An 18,720-nucleotide genomic window follows, 5' to 3' on the forward strand; every position below is an offset into this window, starting at 1 on the left:
GGGCTGCCTAGCATGGTCGCACCATGACACATGCCGCACCTTTCCCCCAAGCAGCCCATCCGGCCCGCTGGGCGAATGCCCGCCACCGGCTGAGGCAGCCCGGCTTCACCATGGTGGAGCTGATGGTCGTGATGCTGCTGTTGGCCATTCTGGCCGCGCTGGCCGTGCCCAGTTTCAAGCCGCTCATCGAGAGCTGGCGCGTCAGGCAGGTGGTGGACAGCCTGCTCTCCACCATTTATCTGGCGCGCTCCGAGGCCTACAAGCATGGCGGGAGGATCGTTGTGCAAAAGCTGCCCAACCGGGATGGCTGCAGCCTGGCCTCAGGCAATGCGGACTGGGGCTGTGGCTGGCAAGTGTTTCTCGATGGCAATGACAACAAAGTCAGGGACGATGAGGAGCAGATCCTGCGCACCGTCACCACGCCAGGCTCGACCCGGGTGGTGGTTTCGGGCAGCGCCAACGGCTCTTTGAGCTTCGATCGCTGGGGGCAGGTCGGTGGGCTTGGCGTCTTGGGAATTTCAGTGTTTCCTGGCTCTGCCGCTGCGGGCTCGGCCGCGAGCCGCCGCATTTGCGTCAGCGCTGGCGGGCGCATCAGAGTCGTGCAGGGCAACGCTTGCTGAGGTGCCGCCTTTGCACGTTGCAGGCAATGGGGGCGTTCGGCTCGCGCTGCAGCCCTGCTGACCCACACGCAGAGGCTGGCAGTCCTGATGCAGAATGACGCGTTGCCCACTCGAACCTGCCAAGCTGCCGTGCGCTTTGATCTGATCACTTTATTCCCTGAGCTGATTGCCCCTTACCTGGAGCATGGCGTGAACCGGCGCGCCACGCAGCAGGCGGGGGTGCAGGTGCAGTTTTGGAATCCGCGTGACTTTTCCGACGGCGGCTATCGGCGCATCGACGATCGGCCCTTTGGGGGCGGGCCTGGCATGGTCATGCTGGCTGAGCCGCTGGCGCGCTGCATGGATGCCATCCGCCAGGCGCGCGGCGAGCCGCAGGGGCCGTCGCAGGGGGCGGGCGCCGTGGATGCGGCCGCGCTGGAGCAGCGCGCGCCATTGGTTTTCTTCACCCCCGCAGGGCAGCCATTGCGCCATGCCACGGTGGCTGAGTTTGCCGCCAGCGCCCATGGCGCGGTGCTGTTGTGCGGGCGTTATGAGGGGGTCGATCAGCGCTTTGTCGATGCCTACGTCGATGCCCAGCTGAGCCTGGGCGATTTCGTGCTCTCTGGCGGGGAAGTGGCCGCAGCGGCATTTCTGGATGCCGTGCTGCGCCTGCAGCCGGCGGTGCTGCACGACGCCCAAAGCCACGCGCAGGACAGCTTCCACCCCCAGCTCGATGGCCTGCTGGACTGCCCGCACTACACGCGGCCAGTGACTTGGCGCGGGCAGGTCGTGCCCGAGGTGCTGCTCAGCGGCGACCACGCGCGCATCGCCCGCTGGCGGCGCCAGCAAAGCCTGCTGATCAGCGCCCGCCTGCGCCCTGATCTGTTGGCCCAGGCCCGCCGCGAAGGCCGGCTGAGCCAAGGCGACGAGCAGTGCTTGCAGGCTGGCGATGAGTGAGGGGTTGTGCGTGCAAGAGCGGCCTGAATTCCAGGTGCTATAATCGCGCGTTTTTGATCCTCTACCTGGCTACTTCATCACTGGCATCTGATGCGCATGTTGCAGACGCAGCGGCGAGCAGCGGCCCAATTCATCAATCTCAAGCCAGGCACGATCGAGAAGGACTGAAATGAACCTGATCCAAACGCTGGAAGCCGAAGAAATTGCGCGGCTGAACAAGCAAATCCCTGATTTCTCCCCCGGCGACACCGTGGTTGTCAGCGTCAATGTGGTGGAAGGCAACCGCAAGCGCGTGCAGGCCTATGAAGGCGTGGTCATTGCCAAGCGCAATCGCGGCCTGAACAGCAGCTTTACCGTGCGCAAGATCTCCAGCGGTGAAGGCGTCGAGCGTACTTTCCAGACGTACAGCCCCTTGATCGCCAGCATCCAGGTCAAGCGCCGTGGTGATGTGCGCCGTGCCAAGCTGTACTACCTGCGTGAGCGCAGCGGCAAGTCTGCACGCATCAAGGAAAAGCTGCCCTCGCGCGTCAAGACCAGCGACGCAGCATAACTGCCTCGTGCGTGTTGAAACAGCAGCTTTTCAGCTGCTGTTTTCACATATGGGCGCCCGCCATGGGGAGCCTGTGAGGCGCTTTGCTTGCTATGCCTGTGCATAATTTTTCGATGCGAACTGCCGCCTGCCCCCCGCTGCGAGGGGTAGGCGGCAGTTTTTTCATGGTGCTCGTGTCAGGGCATGGCGTTTGCGGCGCCGGTATGGGCCCATGCCAAGGGTGGCGTGTGCATGGGCACTAAGAAAACTTCGGCGCCCGCCGCTGCTGGGGCCGCTGCAACCACTTCTGCCGCTGCGGGGCGCATTCAGCTTCCCAAGGGATTCAGGCCGCAAGACGTGCCGGTTCTGGCCGTGGACCATGCGCTGCCCAAAGTGCCCGATGCCGCGCAGACGATCGCCGCCATGCGCGAGCGCTTCGAGCGCCAGCCGGTTTGGGTGCCCGAGTGGGTTCGGGAGTCGCCGCTGCTGGGCGGCACTGAGCGCACGCCGATCCAGGCGGCGGTGCTGATCCCCATCGTGGCGCGCGCCGAACCCACCGTGCTGTTGACGCGGCGCTCGGCACAGCTCAAGACCCATTCAGGTCAGATCGCGTTTCCGGGCGGGCGCATCGATCCCCAGGATGCGGATGCCGTGGCTGCGGCCCTGCGCGAGGCCCAGGAGGAAGTGGCATTGTTGACGCAATGGGTCGAGGTGATCGGGCAGCTGCCCGCTTACGTCACGGGCACGGGCTTTCATGTGGTGCCCGTCGTTGGCGTCATCGCGCCTGATCTGCCCCTGCGGGCCAATCCGCATGAAGTCGATGAGATTTTCGAAGTGCCCTTGCGCTTCGTGCTCGACCCGGCCAACCATCGCCACCATGCCTACACGCTGGGCCAGGTGCAGCGCAAATGGCTGTCCATGCCCTACATGGCGCAGGGGCGCGAGTATTTCATCTGGGGCGTGACGGCCAGCATCCTGCGCAACTTCTACCGCTTCATGCAGGCGCCCTGGCGCTGATTGCCCAGGCGCGCGCATTCGCTGCAAAGCAGCAAGGGCTGCCGATATACTGCCGCGCCCATTCCCATCTTGAATTTGCATGAACCTGCTTGCCTTCGACACCAGTACCGACATGCTGTCCATCGCCGTGCAAGCGGGCGATCAAGTCTGGCAAGTGCAGCAGGCAGGGGGGGCGCAGTCCTCCAAAACGCTGCTGCCCCAGGTGCTGGAGCTGTTGCGCCAGGCCGGGCTGGCGCTGACGCAGCTCGATGCCATCGTTTACGGCTGTGGGCCCGGTGCCTTCACCGGCCTGCGCACCAGCTGTGCGGCCGCCCAGGGTTTGGCCTGGGGCAGTGGCGTGCCGACCTTGCCGGTGGATTCTCTGCAGGCGATTGCCGAACAGGCCCGGGCCGAGCATGGCGCCGAGCGTGTCATGGCCGTGCTCGACGCGCGCATGCAGGAGGTCTATGCCGCGCCCTACCGCTGGCATGCCGCCAAGCCGGGGCAGGCCGACGCGGGCCATTGGCAGCGCGAGGCCGACATCCTGGCCTTGCCGCCGCAGGCGCTGCAACTGCCGTCAGGCTATGTGCTGGCAGGCAATGCCCAGGCCGCTTACCCTGAAGCATTTGCGCACCATGCGGCGGCGCATTACCAGGCGCGGCCCACGGCGCAGGCGATGCTGCGCCTGGCCCCCGCGCTGATGGCCCGCCATGGCTTGCAAACGGCCATGGAAGTCGCGCCGCTGTACATCCGCAACAAGGTGGCGCAAACGACGCAGGAGCGCCTGCTGGCACGCCAGCGTGAGTCTTCATCCTGATGGGCGCGCCTTGGCTGGCGCCCAGATTGCAGGCGGCCGATGGCTGCTGGCCGCTGGATGCCCATTATTGAGAATCGAACTGCAATAATTACTAAATATTGATGTTTTAAATCATTTGATTTGAATATGTTTTGTTGATTTTTTGATTCCTTGATTTGATTCATGTTGCTTAATGTTTGAGATTTTGTCTCATTTTGAATTTTGACCATTAATTGACATTAATTTTTGTATTTTGCATCTTTCATTACAATTGGTCGCACTAAAATCCGCCTCAAGTCAAATAAACAGACGTGCCCATACTGCGCAGGCCGTCGAATTCAGCTGAGGAGGACTCATTCATGAAAAACGGAGCAAGGCATGGCGATGCTGTGCGCCTGGCGGGGCTGAAGCGGATGGCGCCCGTGCTGGCAACAGTGGTGGCACTGGCAGGCTGTTTGGGGGAGGAGATTCCAAAGTGCGATGCGGCGTCGGCATTGCAGCGGGTAGAAGGGATGCTCAATGAGACCTTCGCGCAGAACGCTTTTGGCAAGGAGCTGCAGGCCGGCGTGCGCTATGAGCTGCGCCAGGTTCGGCAAATCGAGCACCACGCCAGCGGCCGCTACACCTGCCAGGCCATGGTGGCCATACATGGCAAAGAGTCGCAAAAAGCCTATGAGGCCGACATTTTCTACACCATCCTGGCGCGAGGCAGCGGTTTTGAGGTCAATGTGAATGGCCTGGATGCCGTGGTGCTGGGCGCCGCCCGCGCCAAGGGGCAAGGCATTCTGTAAAAGCCTGTTCTCAAACCCCACGCCATGGGGGGCGTGAGGCCTGAACTCTCAAAGCCTGCAAGCTTCGGTTTGCAGGCTTTTTGCCGCGGGCTGCCAGGGCAGCCGGGCAGGGGCAAGGTCTGCACGAATGGCAGCGCCGCATGTGGCCGGTTGTGCGTCTGCCCATGCGCCCTGCGGGTGCTTGCGATATGCGTGCTGTCGCGCGCTTGAAGACTTCCCATGTCCAGCGCAGCACAGCCAGGGGGCACCCCATCGTGCACACTCGGGCTGCGCGGCGTTTTCATTCATCCATTGCTCAGGGATGCTGAAATTCCTGGCAGCGCAGGCGCGCATCACACCACTTTTTTGCATCGCACCATGTCTGGAGCTTCTTCCCATCCCCCCACCTCTACCGAGCCGCCAGCGGCAGCAGGCCCGCTGGCGGGCGTGCGCATTCTCAGCCTGGCGCTGAACCTGCCTGGCCCTGCGGCATTGATGCGCCTGGCCGGCATGGGCGCGCATTGCACCAAGCTGGAAGCCCCGGCCCCAGCCGGGGCCAGCACCAGCGACCCCATGGGGCAATACGATCCTGCGGCCTACGCACAAATGCATGCCGGCGTGCAGCGCGTGCAGGCCGATCTGAAGTCGCCCGCCGGCCAGGCGCAGCTGCAGGCCTTGCTGGAGCGCAGCGATGTGCTGCTGACTTCTTTCCGGCCTGCGGCGATGAAAAAGCTGGGCGTGGATTGGGCCACTTTGCAGGCGCGCTACCCTGGGCTGTCGCTGGTGCAAATCTTCGGCGCTGCTGGCGAGCGCGCCAATGAGGCAGGCCACGATCTGAGCTACCAGGCCGAGGCCGGCCTGGTGCCCGGCCTGCACATGCCGCCGTCGCTGCTGGCCGACATGGCCGGCGCGCTGATGGCTTGCGAGGCGGTGCTGCAGGCCTTGCTGGCGCGACGGGCCGATGGCCGGGGGCACTGCATCGAGGTGTCCCTGCTCGATGCGGCCCACTGGCTGGCGCTGCCGAGGACCTGGGGGCTGTGCGCCCCGCAGGGCATGACGGGCGGCGCGCATGCGGGCTATCGCCTCTACCCCTGCGCCGATGGCCGTGTGGCCCTGGCGGCGCTGGAGCCGCATTTCGCCCAGCGCCTGTGGCAGCAGGTGTGCGCTGCGGGCGAGGGCACGCAAACTGCCGACGCGCCAGGGGCTGCTGCGGGTGACATGCTGGCTGAGGGCACGCACGAGGCCGTGGCTGCGTTCTGCGCCGCGCGCAGCTGCGCCGAGCTCGACGCACTGGCCCAGGCGCACGACATCCCCTTGCTGACCATGCCGGACTGAGGCCATGGCCAGCACTGGCATGAAGCACATCGGCATTCTGGCCACGACGGCAGAGGGCGCGGCGCTGGTTTACCGGCAGATTTGCGCGCTGAGCATGGCGCGGCTGGGCGGGCATCGCCACCCGGAAATCTCCCTGCACGCCTTTTCGTTTTCGGACTATGCGGGCAGTTGGGCGCAGCGCGAGCAGCATTGGCCGCAGCTGGTGCTGCGCTCGGCCGCCAAGCTCCAGGCCTGCGGCGCGGATTTCCTCATCTGCCCCGCCAACACGACCCACGAAGCCTATACCCAGGTGGCGCCGCAGCTGCCCATCCCCTGGCTGCACATTGCCGACCCCGTGCGGCGCGCGGCGCAGCAGCAGGGACTGCAGCGCCTGCTGCTGCTGGGCACGCAGGCGACCATGCAAGGGCGGGTGTATGAGCCGCGATTGGCAGGCAGCGGCATTGAGTTGCTCAAGCCCGATGCGCAGGAGATCGAGCAGGTGCACCGCTTCATCATGGAAGAACTGGTGGCCGGCGTGGTCACGCAGGCCGCGCGCGGCTACTTTTGCGCGCTGGCTGCCAAGTACCACCGCGAGCAGGGCGCGCAGGCCGTGGTGCTGGGTTGTACGGAATTGCCGCTGGTGCTCGATGCCCAGGCGGGGGTGCCGCTTTTGGACTCCACCGCCTTGCTGGCCCAGGCGGCGGTGGAATACGCGCTGGGTGAGGGCTGAGCCGCTCGCCAGGAGCAATGCCCGCGCCCGCGCGACAAATCAAATCCTGCGAGCAGACCGCGCAAGGGCGTGCAAGGGGCGCTCAGCCTCAGCCTCAGCCCATTTGCGTTTGCAGGTAGTTGGGCAGGCCGATTTTCTCGATCAGCGCCAACTGCTGCTCCAGCCAGTAGGCGTGGTCTTCCTCGGTGTCGCGCAGCTGCTTGAGCAGCATGTCGCGCGAGACGTAATCGCCTTGCTCTTCGCACAGCTGCATGGCCGCGCGCAGCCGATCGCGCACTTCCAGCTCCGTGTCCAGGTCTTTTTGCAGCATTTGCGGCACGGTGTCGCCGGGTGTGAACTCCAGCGGGCGCATGTCGGGCTTGCCCTCGAGCATGAAGATGCGGCGCATGATGTCGTCGGCGTGCTGGGTTTCCTCTTCCATTTCGTGGTTCAGGCGCTCATAGAGCTTTTTCAGCCCCAGGTCCTCATAGCGGCGCGAATGGTAGAAGTACTGGTCGCGCGCGGCGAGCTCGCCGCGCAGCAGTTGCACCAGGGTGTCGATGACTTTGGGATTGCCTTGCATGGGGGGGATTCCTTGGAAAAAAGTGTGAGGGTGCCTGCCAAGACTGCTGTGTGGCGGCGCCCATGGCTTGTGCGGTATTCGAAAAGGCGCTTTGCGCGCCCTGAATTGGAGCGCAGTATCGGTCTTCGTGCAGCGGCTGTGAAGACAAGCCCCCAACCCGCCGGTATGCATACGGATAGGTATGCAAAAGCGCGTGAGATGCGTTCTTGTTCGTCGGCGTCTTGCCAGGGGGGCATGTGCTGTCGGCCAGTGTGCTGCCCCGCAAATACCTACACATCCAACCGATGCCTGCCCCGCCATGGCCGCCTTGCCAATGCGCGCGATGCCGCCTGCCATCGCTGTGCTTTGCGCCTTGCCCTGACACGACATGCAGCGGCTTGATTCGTGCAGTGATCTGTGCGAGGACAGCACACTGGCGCGGCCTTTGGGGCCTGGCAATCTCCCTATAATTTTTCCTTTTTTCAGGCGCAGACGGCGCCAGCTGCCGCCGGGCTTTTTTGCAATGACTCGCAACGACCAAGATTTGACCTTGATCTCCCAGGACATGGAAGCCGTGGATGCCGTGATCGCTGCACGGCTGAGCACCAATGTTGCACTCATCGGCCAGGTGGCGCATTACATCATTTCCGCAGGCGGCAAGCGCCTGCGCCCGGCCATGCTGCTGCTGGTGGCCAAGGCCCTGGGCTACCAGGGGCGGCAGCACCACGAGATGGCAGCGGTGATGGAGTTCATCCACACGGCCACCTTGCTGCACGACGACGTGGTCGATGAATCGACGATGCGGCGCGGGCGCCCCACGGCCAACCAGAACTTTGGCAACCCCGCCAGCGTGCTGGTGGGCGATTTCCTGCACTCGCGCGCCTTCGAGATGATGGTGGCCACGGGCAACATCCGCGTCATGCAGGTCGTGGCCGCGGCCACCAACATCATTGCCGAGGGCGAGGTGCAGCAGCTCATCAACATGCACGATGCCTCGCTGGACGAGGGCGGGTATTTGCAGGTGATCCGCTCCAAGACCGCCAAGCTGTTCGAGGCCAGCACCCAGGTCGGCGCGATCCTGGCCAGCGCCGATGCGGCGCTGGAGCAGGCCGCCGCGGTGTACGGGCAGGCGCTGGGCACGGCCTTTCAGATCATCGACGACGTGCTGGACTACGACGGCAGCGCCCAGGAAATGGGCAAGAACGTGGGCGACGACCTGCGCGAGGGCAAGGCCACGCTGCCGCTGATCGTGGCCATGCAGCGCGGCGATGCGCAGCAGGCGCGCACCGTGCGCGAGGCCATCGAGCAAGGCTCGGTCGAGCAGCTCGCAGAAGTGATCGCCATCGTGCGCAGCACCGGGGCCTTGCAGGTGGCGCGTGAATGCGCCCAGGCCGAGGCGCAGCGCGCCCTGCAGGCCCTGGCCGCCTTCCCGGACAACGCCTGCACCGCCGCCCTGAAGGCCCTGCCCGAGCGCCTGCAGGCGCGCCGCAACTGAAACCGAACCCTCTTGCAGGAGCGCAGCATGCAGCTCTACAACTACTTCTACAGCTCGACCTCGTACCGGGTGCGCATTGCGCTGGCCCTCAAGCAGCTGCCCTTCGATTACCTGCCCATCAACCTGCGCACGCAGCAGCAGCGCACGCCCGAGTACCTGGCGCGCAATCCGGCCGGTGGCGTGCCGCTGCTGATCGACGACGATGGTTTTTCGCTGACGCAGTCGCTGGCCATTCTCGACTACCTGGAGCAGCGCCACCCGCAGCCGGCGCTGCTGCCACACGAGCCGCACCAGCGGGCGCGCGTGCTTGAGCTGTGCCATGCCATTGCCTGCGACATCCACCCGGTGAACAACCAGCGCGTGCTGCGCTATCTGCAGCAAGAGCTGGGGCTGGACGAGGCGCGCAAGAATGCCTGGTACGCGCACTGGATCGCCCAGGGGCTGCAGGTGGTGGAGCACCTGCTGGCGCAACTGCGCAGCCAGGGCCATGCCGGCCCCTATTGCTTGGGCGCGCAACCCAGCTGGGCCGATTGCTGTCTGGTGCCGCAAGTGGCCAATGCGCTGCGCATGCAGTGCGAGACGGATGCTTACCCATTGACCATGGCGGTGTACCAGCACTGCCTGGCGCAGCCGGCCTTCCAGCAGGCCGCGCCCATGGCCCAGCCTGACGCGCCCGCGCAAGCCTGAGGCTGCCTGCAGCGCCCGCTGGCAACTGGCCATTGATAACTGGCCATTGGCAGAGCCGGGCAGGGCGCATCTCTATCTACAATCGCCCGTTTCTTTTCTTGAGAGATCGGAGACGGGCATGCCATTCATTGGGCTGGGGCTGCATTTGCTGGTGGCGCTGTTCTTTGCCGTGCACGCGGTGCGCACGCGCCAGCAGAACTACTGGCTGTTCATCCTGTTCTCGTTCCCGCTGCTGGGCAGCCTGGCCTACTTCTTCAGCATCTACCTGCCCAGCAACCAGCGCATGCAGCGCCAGGGGCGCAAGCTGATCGCCGCTGCAGGCCAGGTGCTGGACCCAGGTCGCGAGTTGCGCGAGGCGCGCCAGGCCTGGGAGTACACGCCCACCGCGCAGAACCGCATGCGCCTGGCTGCGGCCCTGCTCGCCGCCGGCCAGGCCGAGGAGGCGGCCAGCGAATATGCGCAATGCCTCAGCGGCCCCTTCGCCAACGATGCCGACATCCGCCTGGGCGCGGCGCAGGCCTTTGCGCTGACCGGGCAGCCGGCGCGCGCCCTGGAGCATCTGCAATTCCTGCAGCGCGAGCAGCCAGGCTTTCGCCCCGAGGAAGTGGGCATCCTGCTGGCGCAGACGCTGGCGGCCAGCGGCGATGTGCCAGCGGCTTACGATTTGTTCGAGCAACTGGCGCAGCGCCATGGCGGCTTTCATGTGCATGCCGAATACGCCATCGTCGCGGCCCAGCAGGGCGACTGGGCCAGGGCCGAGCGCCTCAAGCCCATCATCGAGCAGGCCACCTCGCAATGGCAAAGGGCGCAGCGCGAGCTCAACGCCAGCACCATGCAGCGCCTCAATGCGGCCTACCGCAGCCTGGAGCAGCCGCCGGCGCAAGGTTGAACAGGCCCTTGGTTTTTTCACCAGGCGCGTCTGCGGAGTTTGGAGCGAAAACACCGCCGCAACACTGAATTTCAACAGCCCCTACACACACCGAACCCAACCATGAACTTCTGCAGCGATGGCCTGCAGGCGCTGGAGCCCTACATCCCGGGCGAGCAGCCGCAGGTGGCCGATCTCGTCAAACTCAACACCAACGAAAACCCCTATGGCCCCTCGCCCCAGGTGATCGCCGCCATTGCGCAGGCCGCCCAGCAGGGGCTGCAGCTCTACCCCGACCCCTTGTCGCTGCGCCTGCGCCAGGCCATCGCGCAGCACCACGCCAGCGCCGGCATCGATGCCGCGCAGGTCTTCGTCGGCAACGGCTCGGACGAGGTGCTGGGCCATGCCTTCCGGGCCCTGTTCGTGCGCCCTGGGCGCAAGCTGCTGATGCCCGACATCAGCTACAGCTTCTACAAGGTCTATTGCCAGCTGCACGGCATCGAGATGCAGCAAGTGCCGCTGCGCGAGGACTGGCGCATCGCCGTCGAGGACTATCTGGCCATCGACCCGGCCAGCTGCGCCGGCGTGGTGCTGGCCAACCCCAATGCGCCCACGGGCATGGCCTTGCCGCTGCAAGACATCGAACGCCTGGCGGCGCATTTCACGCAATCGGCCGTGCTGATCGACGAGGCCTATGTGGACTTTGGCGCGCAGTCGGCCGTGCAATTGGTGGCGCGCTACCCCAATTTGCTGGTGGTGCACACCCTCTCCAAATCCTGGGCGCTGGCGGGCCTGCGGGTGGGCTTTGCCATGGCCCAGGCGCCACTCATCGAGGCGCTGGTGCGCGTCAAGGACAGCTTCAACTCCTACCCGCTGGGGCGCCTGGCCCAGGTCGGCGCCCAGGCGGCGCTGCAGGATTGGGCCTACTACCGCGATTGCACGGCCCGCATCGTCGCCACGCGCCAGGCCTTGGCGCAGGCCCTGCAGCAGCGCGGCTTTGAAGTCCTGCCCTCGTGCGCGAACTTTCTCTTCGTGCGCCACCGGCAGCATGCGGGCGCGCAGCTCTACGCCGGGCTGCGCGAGCGCCAGGTGCTGGTGCGCCACTTCGACAAGCCCCGCCTGGGCGAGCACCTGCGCATCAGCATCGGCACGCCCGAGCAAAGCCAGGCCTTGCTGGCCGCGCTGGATGCCTTGCTGTAGGGGCAGCGCATCCACAGGCAGCCGCTGCACTGTGTGGCTCTGCATTGCCTGCCTGGGCGCGCAGGGGCAAGGCATAGGAAACATTCTTAATCTCACGTGCAACAAAACCGCGCGCAAGGGGGCTTGCATTGCCAGGCGCGGCGCGGCTTGGAACAATGGCGCCCGTTGCATGCAGGCCCGATGGCCTGTGTGCCTGGCGAAGCGGCCTTGGCGGCCACAGTTCGCCAGTTTTCACGGACACGAACAGGAACCCCCGATGACCGGCGATCCCCAAGTCATGCGCCATTTGCAGGCGCAACTCAAAGTCTTGCTGACCAACATCAACCAGACTTTCGTTCACTACCGCATGCTGCAGCACTGGGGCTTTGGCGTGCTGGGCAGGGCGGAGTACAAGGCCTCGATCAAGGCCATGAAGCAGTCCGACGAGTTGATGGCGCGCATCTTCTTGCTCGACGGCCTGCCCAACCTGCAGGACTTGGGCAAGCTGCGCATCGGTGAGGACGTGGCCGAGCTGCTCGAATGCGATCTGGCGCTGGAGCTTGAATCGCAGGCTACGCTCAAGGCCGGCATCGCGCACTGCGAGCAGGTGGCCGATTTCGTCTCGCGCGATCTGCTGCAGGGCATGCTCGATGAGGTGGAAGAGCGCATCGACTTTCTGGAAACCCAGCAGTCGCTGATCGAGCAAACAGGCCTGCCCAACTATCTGCAATCGCAAATGGACGAAGGCGCAGGGCATTGAGCCGCTGGCCTGCCCCAAGGCCTTGGCAGGGGCAGGCGGGCAAACCACAACGGTCGACCCACGATCGAAATCAAAGAAAAAACTCCAAAAATCCTTGCATGGGCCATCGCTGCGATGGCCCATTTTTTTGCCTTGTGCCTATGCCTATGCCTGTGTTTGTGCCTGTGCCGCTATGCCTGGGCGCACAGTGGCCGGGCGGCATCAGCCGCCGGGCAAGGGGGCCTGCCCCGCCAGCAGCGCGCGCATGCCGTCCTCGTCCAGCACCGGCACGCCCAAGGCCTGGGCTTTTTCCAGCTTGCTGCCGGCCTCGGCGCCGGCCACCAGGTAGTGGGTTTTCTTGCTCACGCTGCCGGCCACCTTGGCGCCAGCGGCTTCGAGCATCTCCTTGGCCTGCTCGCGGCTCAGGCTGGGCAGGGTGCCGGTGATGACGAAGGTCTTGCCCGTCAGCGGCAGCAGGGCGTGGGCGGCCGGTTCGCCCTCGGGCCAGGTGATGCCCACGGCGCGCAGCTGGGCCACCACTTCGCGGTTGTGCGGCTGGGCGAAGAAGGTGTGGATGCTGCCAGCCACGACGGGGCCGACGTCGGGCACTTGCAGCAGCTGGTCGGGGTTGGCGTCCATCACCGCGTCCAGCCGGCCGAAGTGGCGCGCCAAATCCTTGGCCGTGGTTTCGCCCACGTGGCGTATGCCCAGGGCGTAGAGAAAGCGCGCCAGCGTGGTGTGCTTGGATGCTTGCAGCGCGTCCAGCAGGTTTTGCGCCGATTTCTCGGCCATGCGCTCCAGCGCGGCCAGCGGGGCCAGGCCCAGGCGGTAGAGGTCGGGCAGGCTGCGCACCACGTTGCCGTCCACCAACTGCTCGACCAGCTTGTCGCCCAGGCCTTCGATGTCCATGGCCTTGCGGCTGGCAAAGTGCAGCAGCGCCTGCTTGCGCTGCGCCGGGCAGGAGATGCCGCCGGTGCAGCGGTGGTCGGCCTCGCCTTCTTCGCGCAGCACGGCGCTGCCGCAGACGGGGCAGTGCGCGGGCATGGTGAATTCCAGCGCGCCGGGCAGGCGCTTGTCGGGCAGCACGGCCACGACTTCGGGGATCACGTCGCCAGCGCGGCGCACGATGACGGTGTCGCCCACGCGCACGTCCTTGCGGCGCGCCTCCAGCTCGTTGTGCAGCGTGGCGTTGGTGACGGTGACGCCGCCGACGAACACGGGCGCGAGCTTGGCCACGGGCGTGAGCTTGCCGGTGCGGCCCACCTGCACGTCGATGGCCTGCACGCGGGTGAGCTGCTCCTGCGCCGGGTATTTGTGCGCCACGGCCCAGCGCGGCTCGCGCGTGACGAAGCCCAGCTCGCGCTGCAGGGCCAGCGCGTCCACCTTGTAGACCACGCCGTCGATGTCAAAGGGCAGCGCGTCGCGCTGCGCGGCCACCTCGGCGTGAAAGGCGATCAGCTCAGCCGCGCCGCTGGCCTGGCGCGCCAGCGCCGAGACGGGAAAGCCCCAGGCCTTGAGCGCTTGCAGCACCTGCCAGTGGCTGGCCCAGTCCGGCCCGCCCTCGGCCGGCGGCGTGACTTCGCCCAGGCCGTAGGCAAAAAAGCTCAGCGGCCGGCTGGCGGCGATGGCCGGGTCGAGCTGGCGCACCGCGCCAGCGGCGGCGTTGCGCGGGTTGACGAAGGTCTTGGCGGCTTTGTCGCCGGCGGCCATTTTCTGGCGTTGCGTTTCGTTCAGGGCCTCGAAATCGTCGCGCCGCATGTAAACCTCGCCGCGCACTTCCAGCACGGGCGGGGCGGGCGGCACGGGCAAGGTGGGCGATGCGCCGCCCTCGGTGTGCAGGCGCAGCGGCACCTGGCCGATGGTGCGGATGTTCTGCGTCACGTCCTCGCCGGTTTCGCCATCGCCGCGCGTGGCCGCCTGCACCAGTACGCCCCGCTCGTAGCGCAGGCTGATGGCCAGGCCGTCGAACTTGGGCTCGGCCACGTAGGCGATGGGCTGGCCAGCCAGCGCGGCCAGGGCCAGCGCGTGCAGCGGCTCGGCGCGGTGGCGTGGGTCGCTGGCCTTGAGCTCACAGCGGCGCTGCTCGCCCGCCAGGTGGTTGCGCACCTGCTCGTCGAAACGCTCGGCGCCGGCGGGGCTGGTGTCGGTTTCGGTGCGGATGCTGAGCATGGGCACGCTGTGGCGCACGGGGGCGAAGCCCTCCAACACGGCGCCACCCACGCGCTGCGTGGGCGAGTCGGGCGTGCGCAGCTCGGGGTGGGCGGTCTCCAGCGCCTGCAACTCTTGGAACAGGCGGTCGTACTCGGCGTCGGGGATTTCGGGCGCGTCCAGCGTGTAGTACTGGTGGGCGGCGCGGTTGAGCTGGGCGCGCAGGGCGGCGGCCTGCTGCTGCAGTTCGGTATGGGCGGGCATGGTGTGTGGCAGCCTCAACTGAAGAGCTGCATCGCAGAGGGGCTGCCGGCGGGGAAGCCGCGCGCTTCCAGCGCGTCGTACAGGCGCTCGATGTCGCTGCCGATCGAATCCATGGCCATGGCCGGCAGCTTGCGGCCATCGGCGTCGGTGACATGGGCCTCCATGGTTTCGGCCAGCTCATCGAGAATGCCGCGCAGGCGCTCGAAAGCGTTTTCCGTGCGGTCGACGTTGGGCAGATCCAGGGTGATGAGCAGCTCTTGCACCGGCACGTGGTCCAGGTCGTCGGCCATGGCCGCCTGGGCGTCGTAGCTGAGCACCAGCACGGGCGGGGCGTGGGGGGCGACGGCAGGCAGCACCAGGCGCCCGGGCGTGACCGAGGGCTTGAAGCCGTGGCGGGCGGCGCATTGCTGCACGTAGCCGGGGCTCCAGGTGGCGCGCCGGGCCAGCAGCATCAGGTTGAGCACGGCGTCGTTCTGGGCCGCGAAGTGGTCGATCTCGCGCCCGCGCGCCACCTCGTGCAGCATGTCGGGGAAGTCCGGCGCGGCGCCGATGGCGTCGGCAAACTCCTGCGTCTTGAGCACGAACTCGGAAAACTCGATTTCGTTGAGCGCCCCTTGCCGGTTGGCCAGCTGGATGGCGGCCTGGAACTGGCTGTACCTGGAGCCCGCGTGCGGCGCCTCCCATTGCCGGGTCTGCGTGTTCAGGCCCTGGATCAGAAACTGTTTCTTGCCGATGCGCCGCGTCGGCGGCTGCGCAGCCAGCGCGGCATCGCCGGAGATGGGCTTGTCCAGCGCGAGCTCGACCACGCTGAACACCAGGCTGTCGAATTCCAGGCCCGGGCTGCCCGGCGGCAAGGGCAGGGCAGGCGCAGCGGCCGGGGCGGCAGCGTCCACCGCAGCCGCTGAGGGTGATGTGGGTGGGGTGACGGGGGCCGCGCCGCCGGGCTCGGGCGCGGCCGCCGTAGTTGGGGGGGCGGTTGGGGTGGCCGCAGCGAGCGCGTCGCTTGCGGCGGCCGGGGCGGTGCCCAGGCCCTTGCCCAGGCCGAACAGGCCGGTGCCCGGCGCGTGTGCGGCGGGGGCGGCAGGGGCAGTGGGCCCCAGCGATGGCTCACGCTGATCGGTGGCGCCGGGCTGGGGCGCAGGGCTGGCATCGAGGCCGGGCTCCTTGCGCTGCTGGGCGCCGGGCTGGGCATCCTTGGCGGGCCGGCGGGCCTTGCGCGGCGCGTGCCGGATGTGGTGCCATTGGTTGTAGGCCACCACCGCCAGCACGACGACGATGCCCAGAACGATCAAAGTGGTTTGCAAGGAGCTCATAGTGGGCGCTATTTTATGGAAGGCGCCCAGCCGCGCCGAGCGTTTGAGCAGGTTCTCAAGCGTTGCGCACAGGCGTGTTGCCGCCAGGCGTTTCTTCGCCACTGGCAGGGGCAGCCAACAGCAGCTGGGCCTGGCGCGCGACCTGCACGCATTCGCGCAGGTGTTGCTCGCCCAGGTAGCGCAGCGCAGCATAGCCAATGCTGGCGGAGATGGCCTGCCCGGCCAGGGGCACGAACTTGGCGGCCTGCTTGCTGCTCATGCGCAGGCCGATGCGCGTGGCCAGTTTGACGATCATCTCCCGCGTGACCAGCTTGCCGATCAGCACCGAGCCGACCATGGCAATGGCTTTTTGCACCTGCTCGCGCTTTTCCGGGTGCAGGGCGTCGATTTGCTCGGGGCTCAGGCCGAATTCGCGATTGATTTGCGGAATCAATTTGCTCAGGAGCGCTGCATCGGCGGCCCAATCCAGCCCAGGCACGGGCACGGAACTGGCCACGGCGGCCATCAGGGCCTTGCGGTGCAGGATTTTCCGGCTGCGACGCACGGCCTCTTCCAACTGGGGATGGCCTTGGGCCAGCTCCAGGGCGGAGGGCGGGGTGTTCAGGCGAGGGGTTTTCATCATGGGCCACTCCAACTCCAATGCGTGCCGTGGGGGCACTATCGAGAAAAAGACAGAGGAGAAAAAGACAGAGGCCCGTGCGGGCCTCTTGAGGATAGGCGCTGAGAACGCGAGAGGCTTACTTCTTTGCCACGACGCCCCAGATGACCAACAAAATGATGGCGCCAATTACCGAAGCGATAAAGCCAGCGGGCTCGTCGGCGCGGTAGAAGCCGACTTGCGCGCCCAGAAAGCGGGCCAGGAAAGAGCCGGCAATGCCCAGCAGCGCGGTCATGATCCAGCCCATGGGGTCGCGGCCTGGCTTGAGGGCGCGGGCAACCAGGCCCACGATCAGGCCGATGAACAAAGTACCGATGATGGCTGTAATACCCATTTGATTTTTCCTTTTTGAAAATCCGCAGAGGCGGGGGTTAATGACAGAAAGCCTGAATTGGGCATAAGGCCCTGGTTTTTCAAGCTTGGTTTTGTAAGCCAATGTTTGAAAACCCAGGCCAATGCCCGATTCGGATTGGCCAGCGCGCGGCAGTTTAGTGGGCATGAAAAAAAGCCCATGGCTTGTAGGCCATGGGCTGGGGGGCAACGGTTTTCAGAATGGCCGCCGCGCTGCGGCCAGGAAGTTCTTCAGGCCGCTCTCGAATGCCAGGTCCAGGCGGCCGTAGAAATCGGGCTCGTCGGGGGCCGAGCAACTGGCCGTGCCGCCATGCAGGGTGCCGATGACGTGGCCCGATTGCGTGAACAGGGCCGAGCCGCTGCTGCCGGCCTCGGTCGTGCCATCGCCCCAACGCACTTCATAGTAGCGACCGCGCCCGTCAGTGGCGGCCCGGCAGTGGCGCCCGTCGCAGTTGGCGTAGTTCTGGGTCTCGCCGCCGGAGATCTTGCCCAGCGCGCCGTTGGGGTGGTGCAGCGAGAGGACTTTCTGGATGGAGTTGTTCAGGCGGGCATCCCAGCCGGCCAGGTAAGTGCCGGGCGGCGCGGCGTCGTTGAGCGCCAACAGCGTGGCGTCAAAGCCCTGGCCGACATTGCTGGTGTACAGCAGGCGCGCGCCGCGCGTGCGGGTGGTGCGGCGCGCATCAAGGTAGGGGCTGCCGCAGCTGGCGGTGCGGAAGAACCAGTCGGTCTGCAGGCTGCCGGCCACCGTTTGCGAGCTGATGCAGTGGTGGGCGGTGATGAAGTAGGGGATGTCCGACTGGATGGCGTCGTTGAGCAGCGTGCCGGTGCAGAAGTAGCCCTTGCCATCCTTGACGAAGGACATGCGGGCCACGGCATCGCGCTCGGCGCTGCCGTTGGAGTAGCAGCTCATGTCCAGGTTGCAGCTGCCTGCGCTGGGGATGCGCTCCTTGCTCAGGCTGGCGCGCTGGGGTTGCGCGGCTTGCAGCGCGGCGTCGTCGCCGGCATCGACGAAGCGGTGCGAGATGCTGGGCAGCGCCAGTTGCAGGGCCTCGGCGGTGGCGCCGGCGGGCAGGACGATCTCCAGCGTGACGGAATCGCCGCCCAGGTCGGGCGACCACCAGGTGCGCGCGGCCTCGCCTTGCTCGCCGGCCTGGGCGTTCAGGCGCAGCACGGCGTTGATCTCCGCGCCCGTGGTTTCATAGCCTTGCGCCGTCTGGCTGTCTGGATAAAAGCGCAGCAGCGCGGCATCGGGCAGCGCCTGCACCAGCAGGCCCAGGCGGATGCCCAGGGCATCGGCGGCCTGCACGCGCAGCGCGGCCACTTGCCGGCCCTGTGTGTCCTGGCCCCAGCGCAGCAGGCTGGCCAGTTGCTCGGCGGTCTGGGCCTGGGCCACGGTTTGCGGCAGGGCGATCAGCACGGGGCCGCCCAGGCTGTCGCCCTGGGCTTGGGCCTTGGCCTGGGCCTGGGCATCCAGGGCCGGCAGCGCGATCTCTGCGGCCTCGCTGGCGCCGGGGGCCATGTCGGCCCTGGCGCGAAAGCCCGAGTCCTGGTGGCTTTTGTTGTGGTGGTAGCGGCCGTCAACCTTGGTGATGTTCAGCAAGGGCGTTTGCGGGGGCGGTGGCGGCGGTGTGTAGCCGTTGTCGTGGTCGTCGCTGCCGCCACAGGCGGCCAGCACGGCGGCGCTGGCGAGCGCGATGAGCGAGATACGGAGTGTGTTGTTGGACATGAAGCAGCTCTTTCTCAAGTGAGTGGGGGCGGCAGCGCCTGGGTCTGAGCCTGGGCCGGG

General features: G+C 66.4%; 19 protein-coding genes. 13 read left to right on the forward strand and 6 right to left on the reverse strand.

Annotation, left to right across the window (positions count from 1 at the left end; translation table 11 throughout):
- Nucleotides 1-23: 23 nt before the first annotated feature.
- The 8 genes from CK625_RS01630 to CK625_RS01665 all read left to right on the forward strand — a co-directional run bounded on the left by CK625_RS01630 (nt 24) and on the right by CK625_RS01665 (nt 6,691).
- The gene (locus CK625_RS01630) at nt 24-620 is read left to right on the forward strand and encodes a GspH/FimT family pseudopilin (RefSeq protein ID WP_095538511.1); all 597 of its coding nucleotides are present in this window, start codon (nt 24-26) and stop codon (nt 618-620) included.
- Between the two features lie 129 nt (nt 621-749).
- On the forward strand, nt 750-1,556 hold the full coding sequence (gene trmD / locus CK625_RS01635; protein ID WP_095538512.1) for a tRNA (guanosine(37)-N1)-methyltransferase TrmD: 807 nt from the start codon (nt 750-752) through the stop codon (nt 1,554-1,556).
- Nucleotides 1,557-1,725: 169 nt separating this feature from the next.
- Nucleotides 1,726-2,106, forward strand: coding sequence for a 50S ribosomal protein L19 (gene rplS, locus CK625_RS01640; protein WP_095538513.1), 381 nt, complete (start codon nt 1,726-1,728; stop codon nt 2,104-2,106).
- Nucleotides 2,107-2,442: 336 nt separating this feature from the next.
- On the forward strand, nt 2,443-3,102 hold the full coding sequence (locus tag CK625_RS01645; RefSeq protein WP_238945450.1) for a CoA pyrophosphatase: 660 nt from the start codon (nt 2,443-2,445) through the stop codon (nt 3,100-3,102).
- Nucleotides 3,103-3,181: 79 nt separating this feature from the next.
- Nucleotides 3,182-3,898, forward strand: a complete 717-nt coding sequence (gene tsaB, locus CK625_RS01650) for a tRNA (adenosine(37)-N6)-threonylcarbamoyltransferase complex dimerization subunit type 1 TsaB (RefSeq protein ID WP_095538514.1) — start codon at nt 3,182-3,184, stop codon at nt 3,896-3,898.
- A 290-nt stretch (nt 3,899-4,188) separates the two neighbouring features.
- Nucleotides 4,189-4,668 carry a hypothetical protein gene (locus tag CK625_RS13500; protein ID WP_143326136.1) on the forward strand — a complete coding sequence of 160 codons (480 nt, stop codon included), beginning with the start codon at nt 4,189-4,191 and terminating at the stop codon, nt 4,666-4,668.
- A 357-nt stretch (nt 4,669-5,025) separates the two neighbouring features.
- Nucleotides 5,026-5,982 (forward strand): CoA transferase, encoded by a 957-nt coding sequence (locus CK625_RS01660; protein ID WP_095538516.1) that lies wholly within the window; start codon nt 5,026-5,028, stop codon nt 5,980-5,982.
- 4 nt (nt 5,983-5,986) lie between these two features.
- The gene (locus CK625_RS01665; protein ID WP_095538517.1) at nt 5,987-6,691 is read left to right on the forward strand and encodes an aspartate/glutamate racemase family protein; all 705 of its coding nucleotides are present in this window, start codon (nt 5,987-5,989) and stop codon (nt 6,689-6,691) included.
- Nucleotides 6,692-6,785: 94 nt separating this feature from the next.
- On the opposite strand, the gene bfr (CK625_RS01670) is transcribed toward CK625_RS01665, so the two are convergent.
- Complete coding sequence (bfr, locus tag CK625_RS01670) at nt 6,786-7,253, reverse strand: bacterioferritin (protein WP_095538518.1); 468 nt, start codon at nt 7,251-7,253, stop codon at nt 6,786-6,788.
- 502 nt (nt 7,254-7,755) lie between these two features.
- On the opposite strand from bfr (CK625_RS01670), the gene CK625_RS01675 reads away from it, so the two are divergent.
- The 5 genes from CK625_RS01675 (at nt 7,756) to bfr (CK625_RS01695) (ending at nt 12,221) form a co-directional block, all read left to right on the forward strand.
- Complete coding sequence (locus CK625_RS01675) at nt 7,756-8,727, forward strand: polyprenyl synthetase family protein (protein WP_238945451.1); 972 nt, start codon at nt 7,756-7,758, stop codon at nt 8,725-8,727.
- Between the two features lie 27 nt (nt 8,728-8,754).
- Nucleotides 8,755-9,414 carry a maleylacetoacetate isomerase gene (maiA, locus tag CK625_RS01680; RefSeq protein ID WP_095538519.1) on the forward strand — a complete coding sequence of 220 codons (660 nt, stop codon included), beginning with the start codon at nt 8,755-8,757 and terminating at the stop codon, nt 9,412-9,414.
- A 118-nt stretch (nt 9,415-9,532) separates the two neighbouring features.
- Complete coding sequence (locus tag CK625_RS01685; protein ID WP_095538520.1) at nt 9,533-10,303, forward strand: hypothetical protein; 771 nt, start codon at nt 9,533-9,535, stop codon at nt 10,301-10,303.
- Between the two features lie 102 nt (nt 10,304-10,405).
- Nucleotides 10,406-11,482 (forward strand): histidinol-phosphate transaminase, encoded by a 1,077-nt coding sequence (hisC, locus tag CK625_RS01690; RefSeq protein WP_095538521.1) that lies wholly within the window; start codon nt 10,406-10,408, stop codon nt 11,480-11,482.
- 256 nt (nt 11,483-11,738) lie between these two features.
- On the forward strand, nt 11,739-12,221 hold the full coding sequence (bfr, locus tag CK625_RS01695; protein ID WP_095538522.1) for a bacterioferritin: 483 nt from the start codon (nt 11,739-11,741) through the stop codon (nt 12,219-12,221).
- A 201-nt stretch (nt 12,222-12,422) separates the two neighbouring features.
- Here the strand turns inward: bfr (CK625_RS01695) and ligA are convergent, their stop codons facing one another.
- The 5 genes from ligA to CK625_RS01720 all read right to left on the reverse strand — a co-directional run bounded on the left by ligA (nt 12,423) and on the right by CK625_RS01720 (nt 18,660).
- On the reverse strand, nt 12,423-14,612 hold the full coding sequence (gene ligA, locus CK625_RS01700; RefSeq protein WP_095538523.1) for an NAD-dependent DNA ligase LigA: 2,190 nt from the start codon (nt 14,610-14,612) through the stop codon (nt 12,423-12,425).
- 14 nt (nt 14,613-14,626) lie between these two features.
- Entirely contained in the window at nt 14,627-15,925 is a 1,299-nt protein-coding gene (locus CK625_RS01705) for a cell division protein FtsZ (RefSeq protein WP_095538524.1), read from the reverse strand.
- Nucleotides 15,926-15,980: 55 nt separating this feature from the next.
- Nucleotides 15,981-16,547, reverse strand: coding sequence for a hypothetical protein (locus tag CK625_RS01710; RefSeq protein WP_238945452.1), 567 nt, complete (start codon nt 16,545-16,547; stop codon nt 15,981-15,983).
- 115 nt (nt 16,548-16,662) lie between these two features.
- Nucleotides 16,663-16,911, reverse strand: a complete 249-nt coding sequence (locus CK625_RS01715; protein WP_095539023.1) for a GlsB/YeaQ/YmgE family stress response membrane protein — start codon at nt 16,909-16,911, stop codon at nt 16,663-16,665.
- A gap of 219 nt (nt 16,912-17,130) precedes the next feature.
- Nucleotides 17,131-18,660 carry a trypsin-like serine peptidase gene (locus CK625_RS01720; RefSeq protein ID WP_095538525.1) on the reverse strand — a complete coding sequence of 510 codons (1,530 nt, stop codon included), beginning with the start codon at nt 18,658-18,660 and terminating at the stop codon, nt 17,131-17,133.
- Nucleotides 18,661-18,720 lie beyond the last annotated feature (60 nt).

This window comes from Vandammella animalimorsus (genome assembly GCF_002285265.1).
Taxonomy (GTDB): Bacteria; Pseudomonadota; Gammaproteobacteria; order Burkholderiales; family Burkholderiaceae_C; genus Lampropedia.

Excerpts from the sequence above, each read along its gene's own strand:
- CK625_RS01675 (WP_238945451.1), top strand. The coding sequence starts at position 7,756 with ATGACTCGCAACGACCAAGATTTGACCTTGATCTCCCAGGACATGGAA.
- ligA (WP_095538523.1), bottom strand. The coding sequence starts at position 14,612 with ATGCCCGCCCATACCGAACTGCAGCAGCAGGCCGCCGCCCTGCGCGCC.
- bfr (WP_095538518.1), bottom strand. The coding sequence starts at position 7,253 with ATGCAAGGCAATCCCAAAGTCATCGACACCCTGGTGCAACTGCTGCGC.
- rplS (WP_095538513.1), top strand. The coding sequence starts at position 1,726 with ATGAACCTGATCCAAACGCTGGAAGCCGAAGAAATTGCGCGGCTGAAC.
- CK625_RS01705 (WP_095538524.1), bottom strand. The coding sequence starts at position 15,925 with ATGAGCTCCTTGCAAACCACTTTGATCGTTCTGGGCATCGTCGTCGTG.
- bfr (WP_095538522.1), top strand. The coding sequence starts at position 11,739 with ATGACCGGCGATCCCCAAGTCATGCGCCATTTGCAGGCGCAACTCAAA.
- CK625_RS01720 (WP_095538525.1), bottom strand. The coding sequence starts at position 18,660 with ATGTCCAACAACACACTCCGTATCTCGCTCATCGCGCTCGCCAGCGCC.
- CK625_RS01630 (WP_095538511.1), top strand. The coding sequence starts at position 24 with ATGACACATGCCGCACCTTTCCCCCAAGCAGCCCATCCGGCCCGCTGG.
- CK625_RS01660 (WP_095538516.1), top strand. The coding sequence starts at position 5,026 with ATGTCTGGAGCTTCTTCCCATCCCCCCACCTCTACCGAGCCGCCAGCG.
- CK625_RS01685 (WP_095538520.1), top strand. The coding sequence starts at position 9,533 with ATGCCATTCATTGGGCTGGGGCTGCATTTGCTGGTGGCGCTGTTCTTT.
- CK625_RS01710 (WP_238945452.1), bottom strand. The coding sequence starts at position 16,547 with ATGATGAAAACCCCTCGCCTGAACACCCCGCCCTCCGCCCTGGAGCTG.
- CK625_RS01665 (WP_095538517.1), top strand. The coding sequence starts at position 5,987 with ATGGCCAGCACTGGCATGAAGCACATCGGCATTCTGGCCACGACGGCA.
- maiA (WP_095538519.1), top strand. The coding sequence starts at position 8,755 with ATGCAGCTCTACAACTACTTCTACAGCTCGACCTCGTACCGGGTGCGC.
- tsaB (WP_095538514.1), top strand. The coding sequence starts at position 3,182 with ATGAACCTGCTTGCCTTCGACACCAGTACCGACATGCTGTCCATCGCC.
- hisC (WP_095538521.1), top strand. The coding sequence starts at position 10,406 with ATGAACTTCTGCAGCGATGGCCTGCAGGCGCTGGAGCCCTACATCCCG.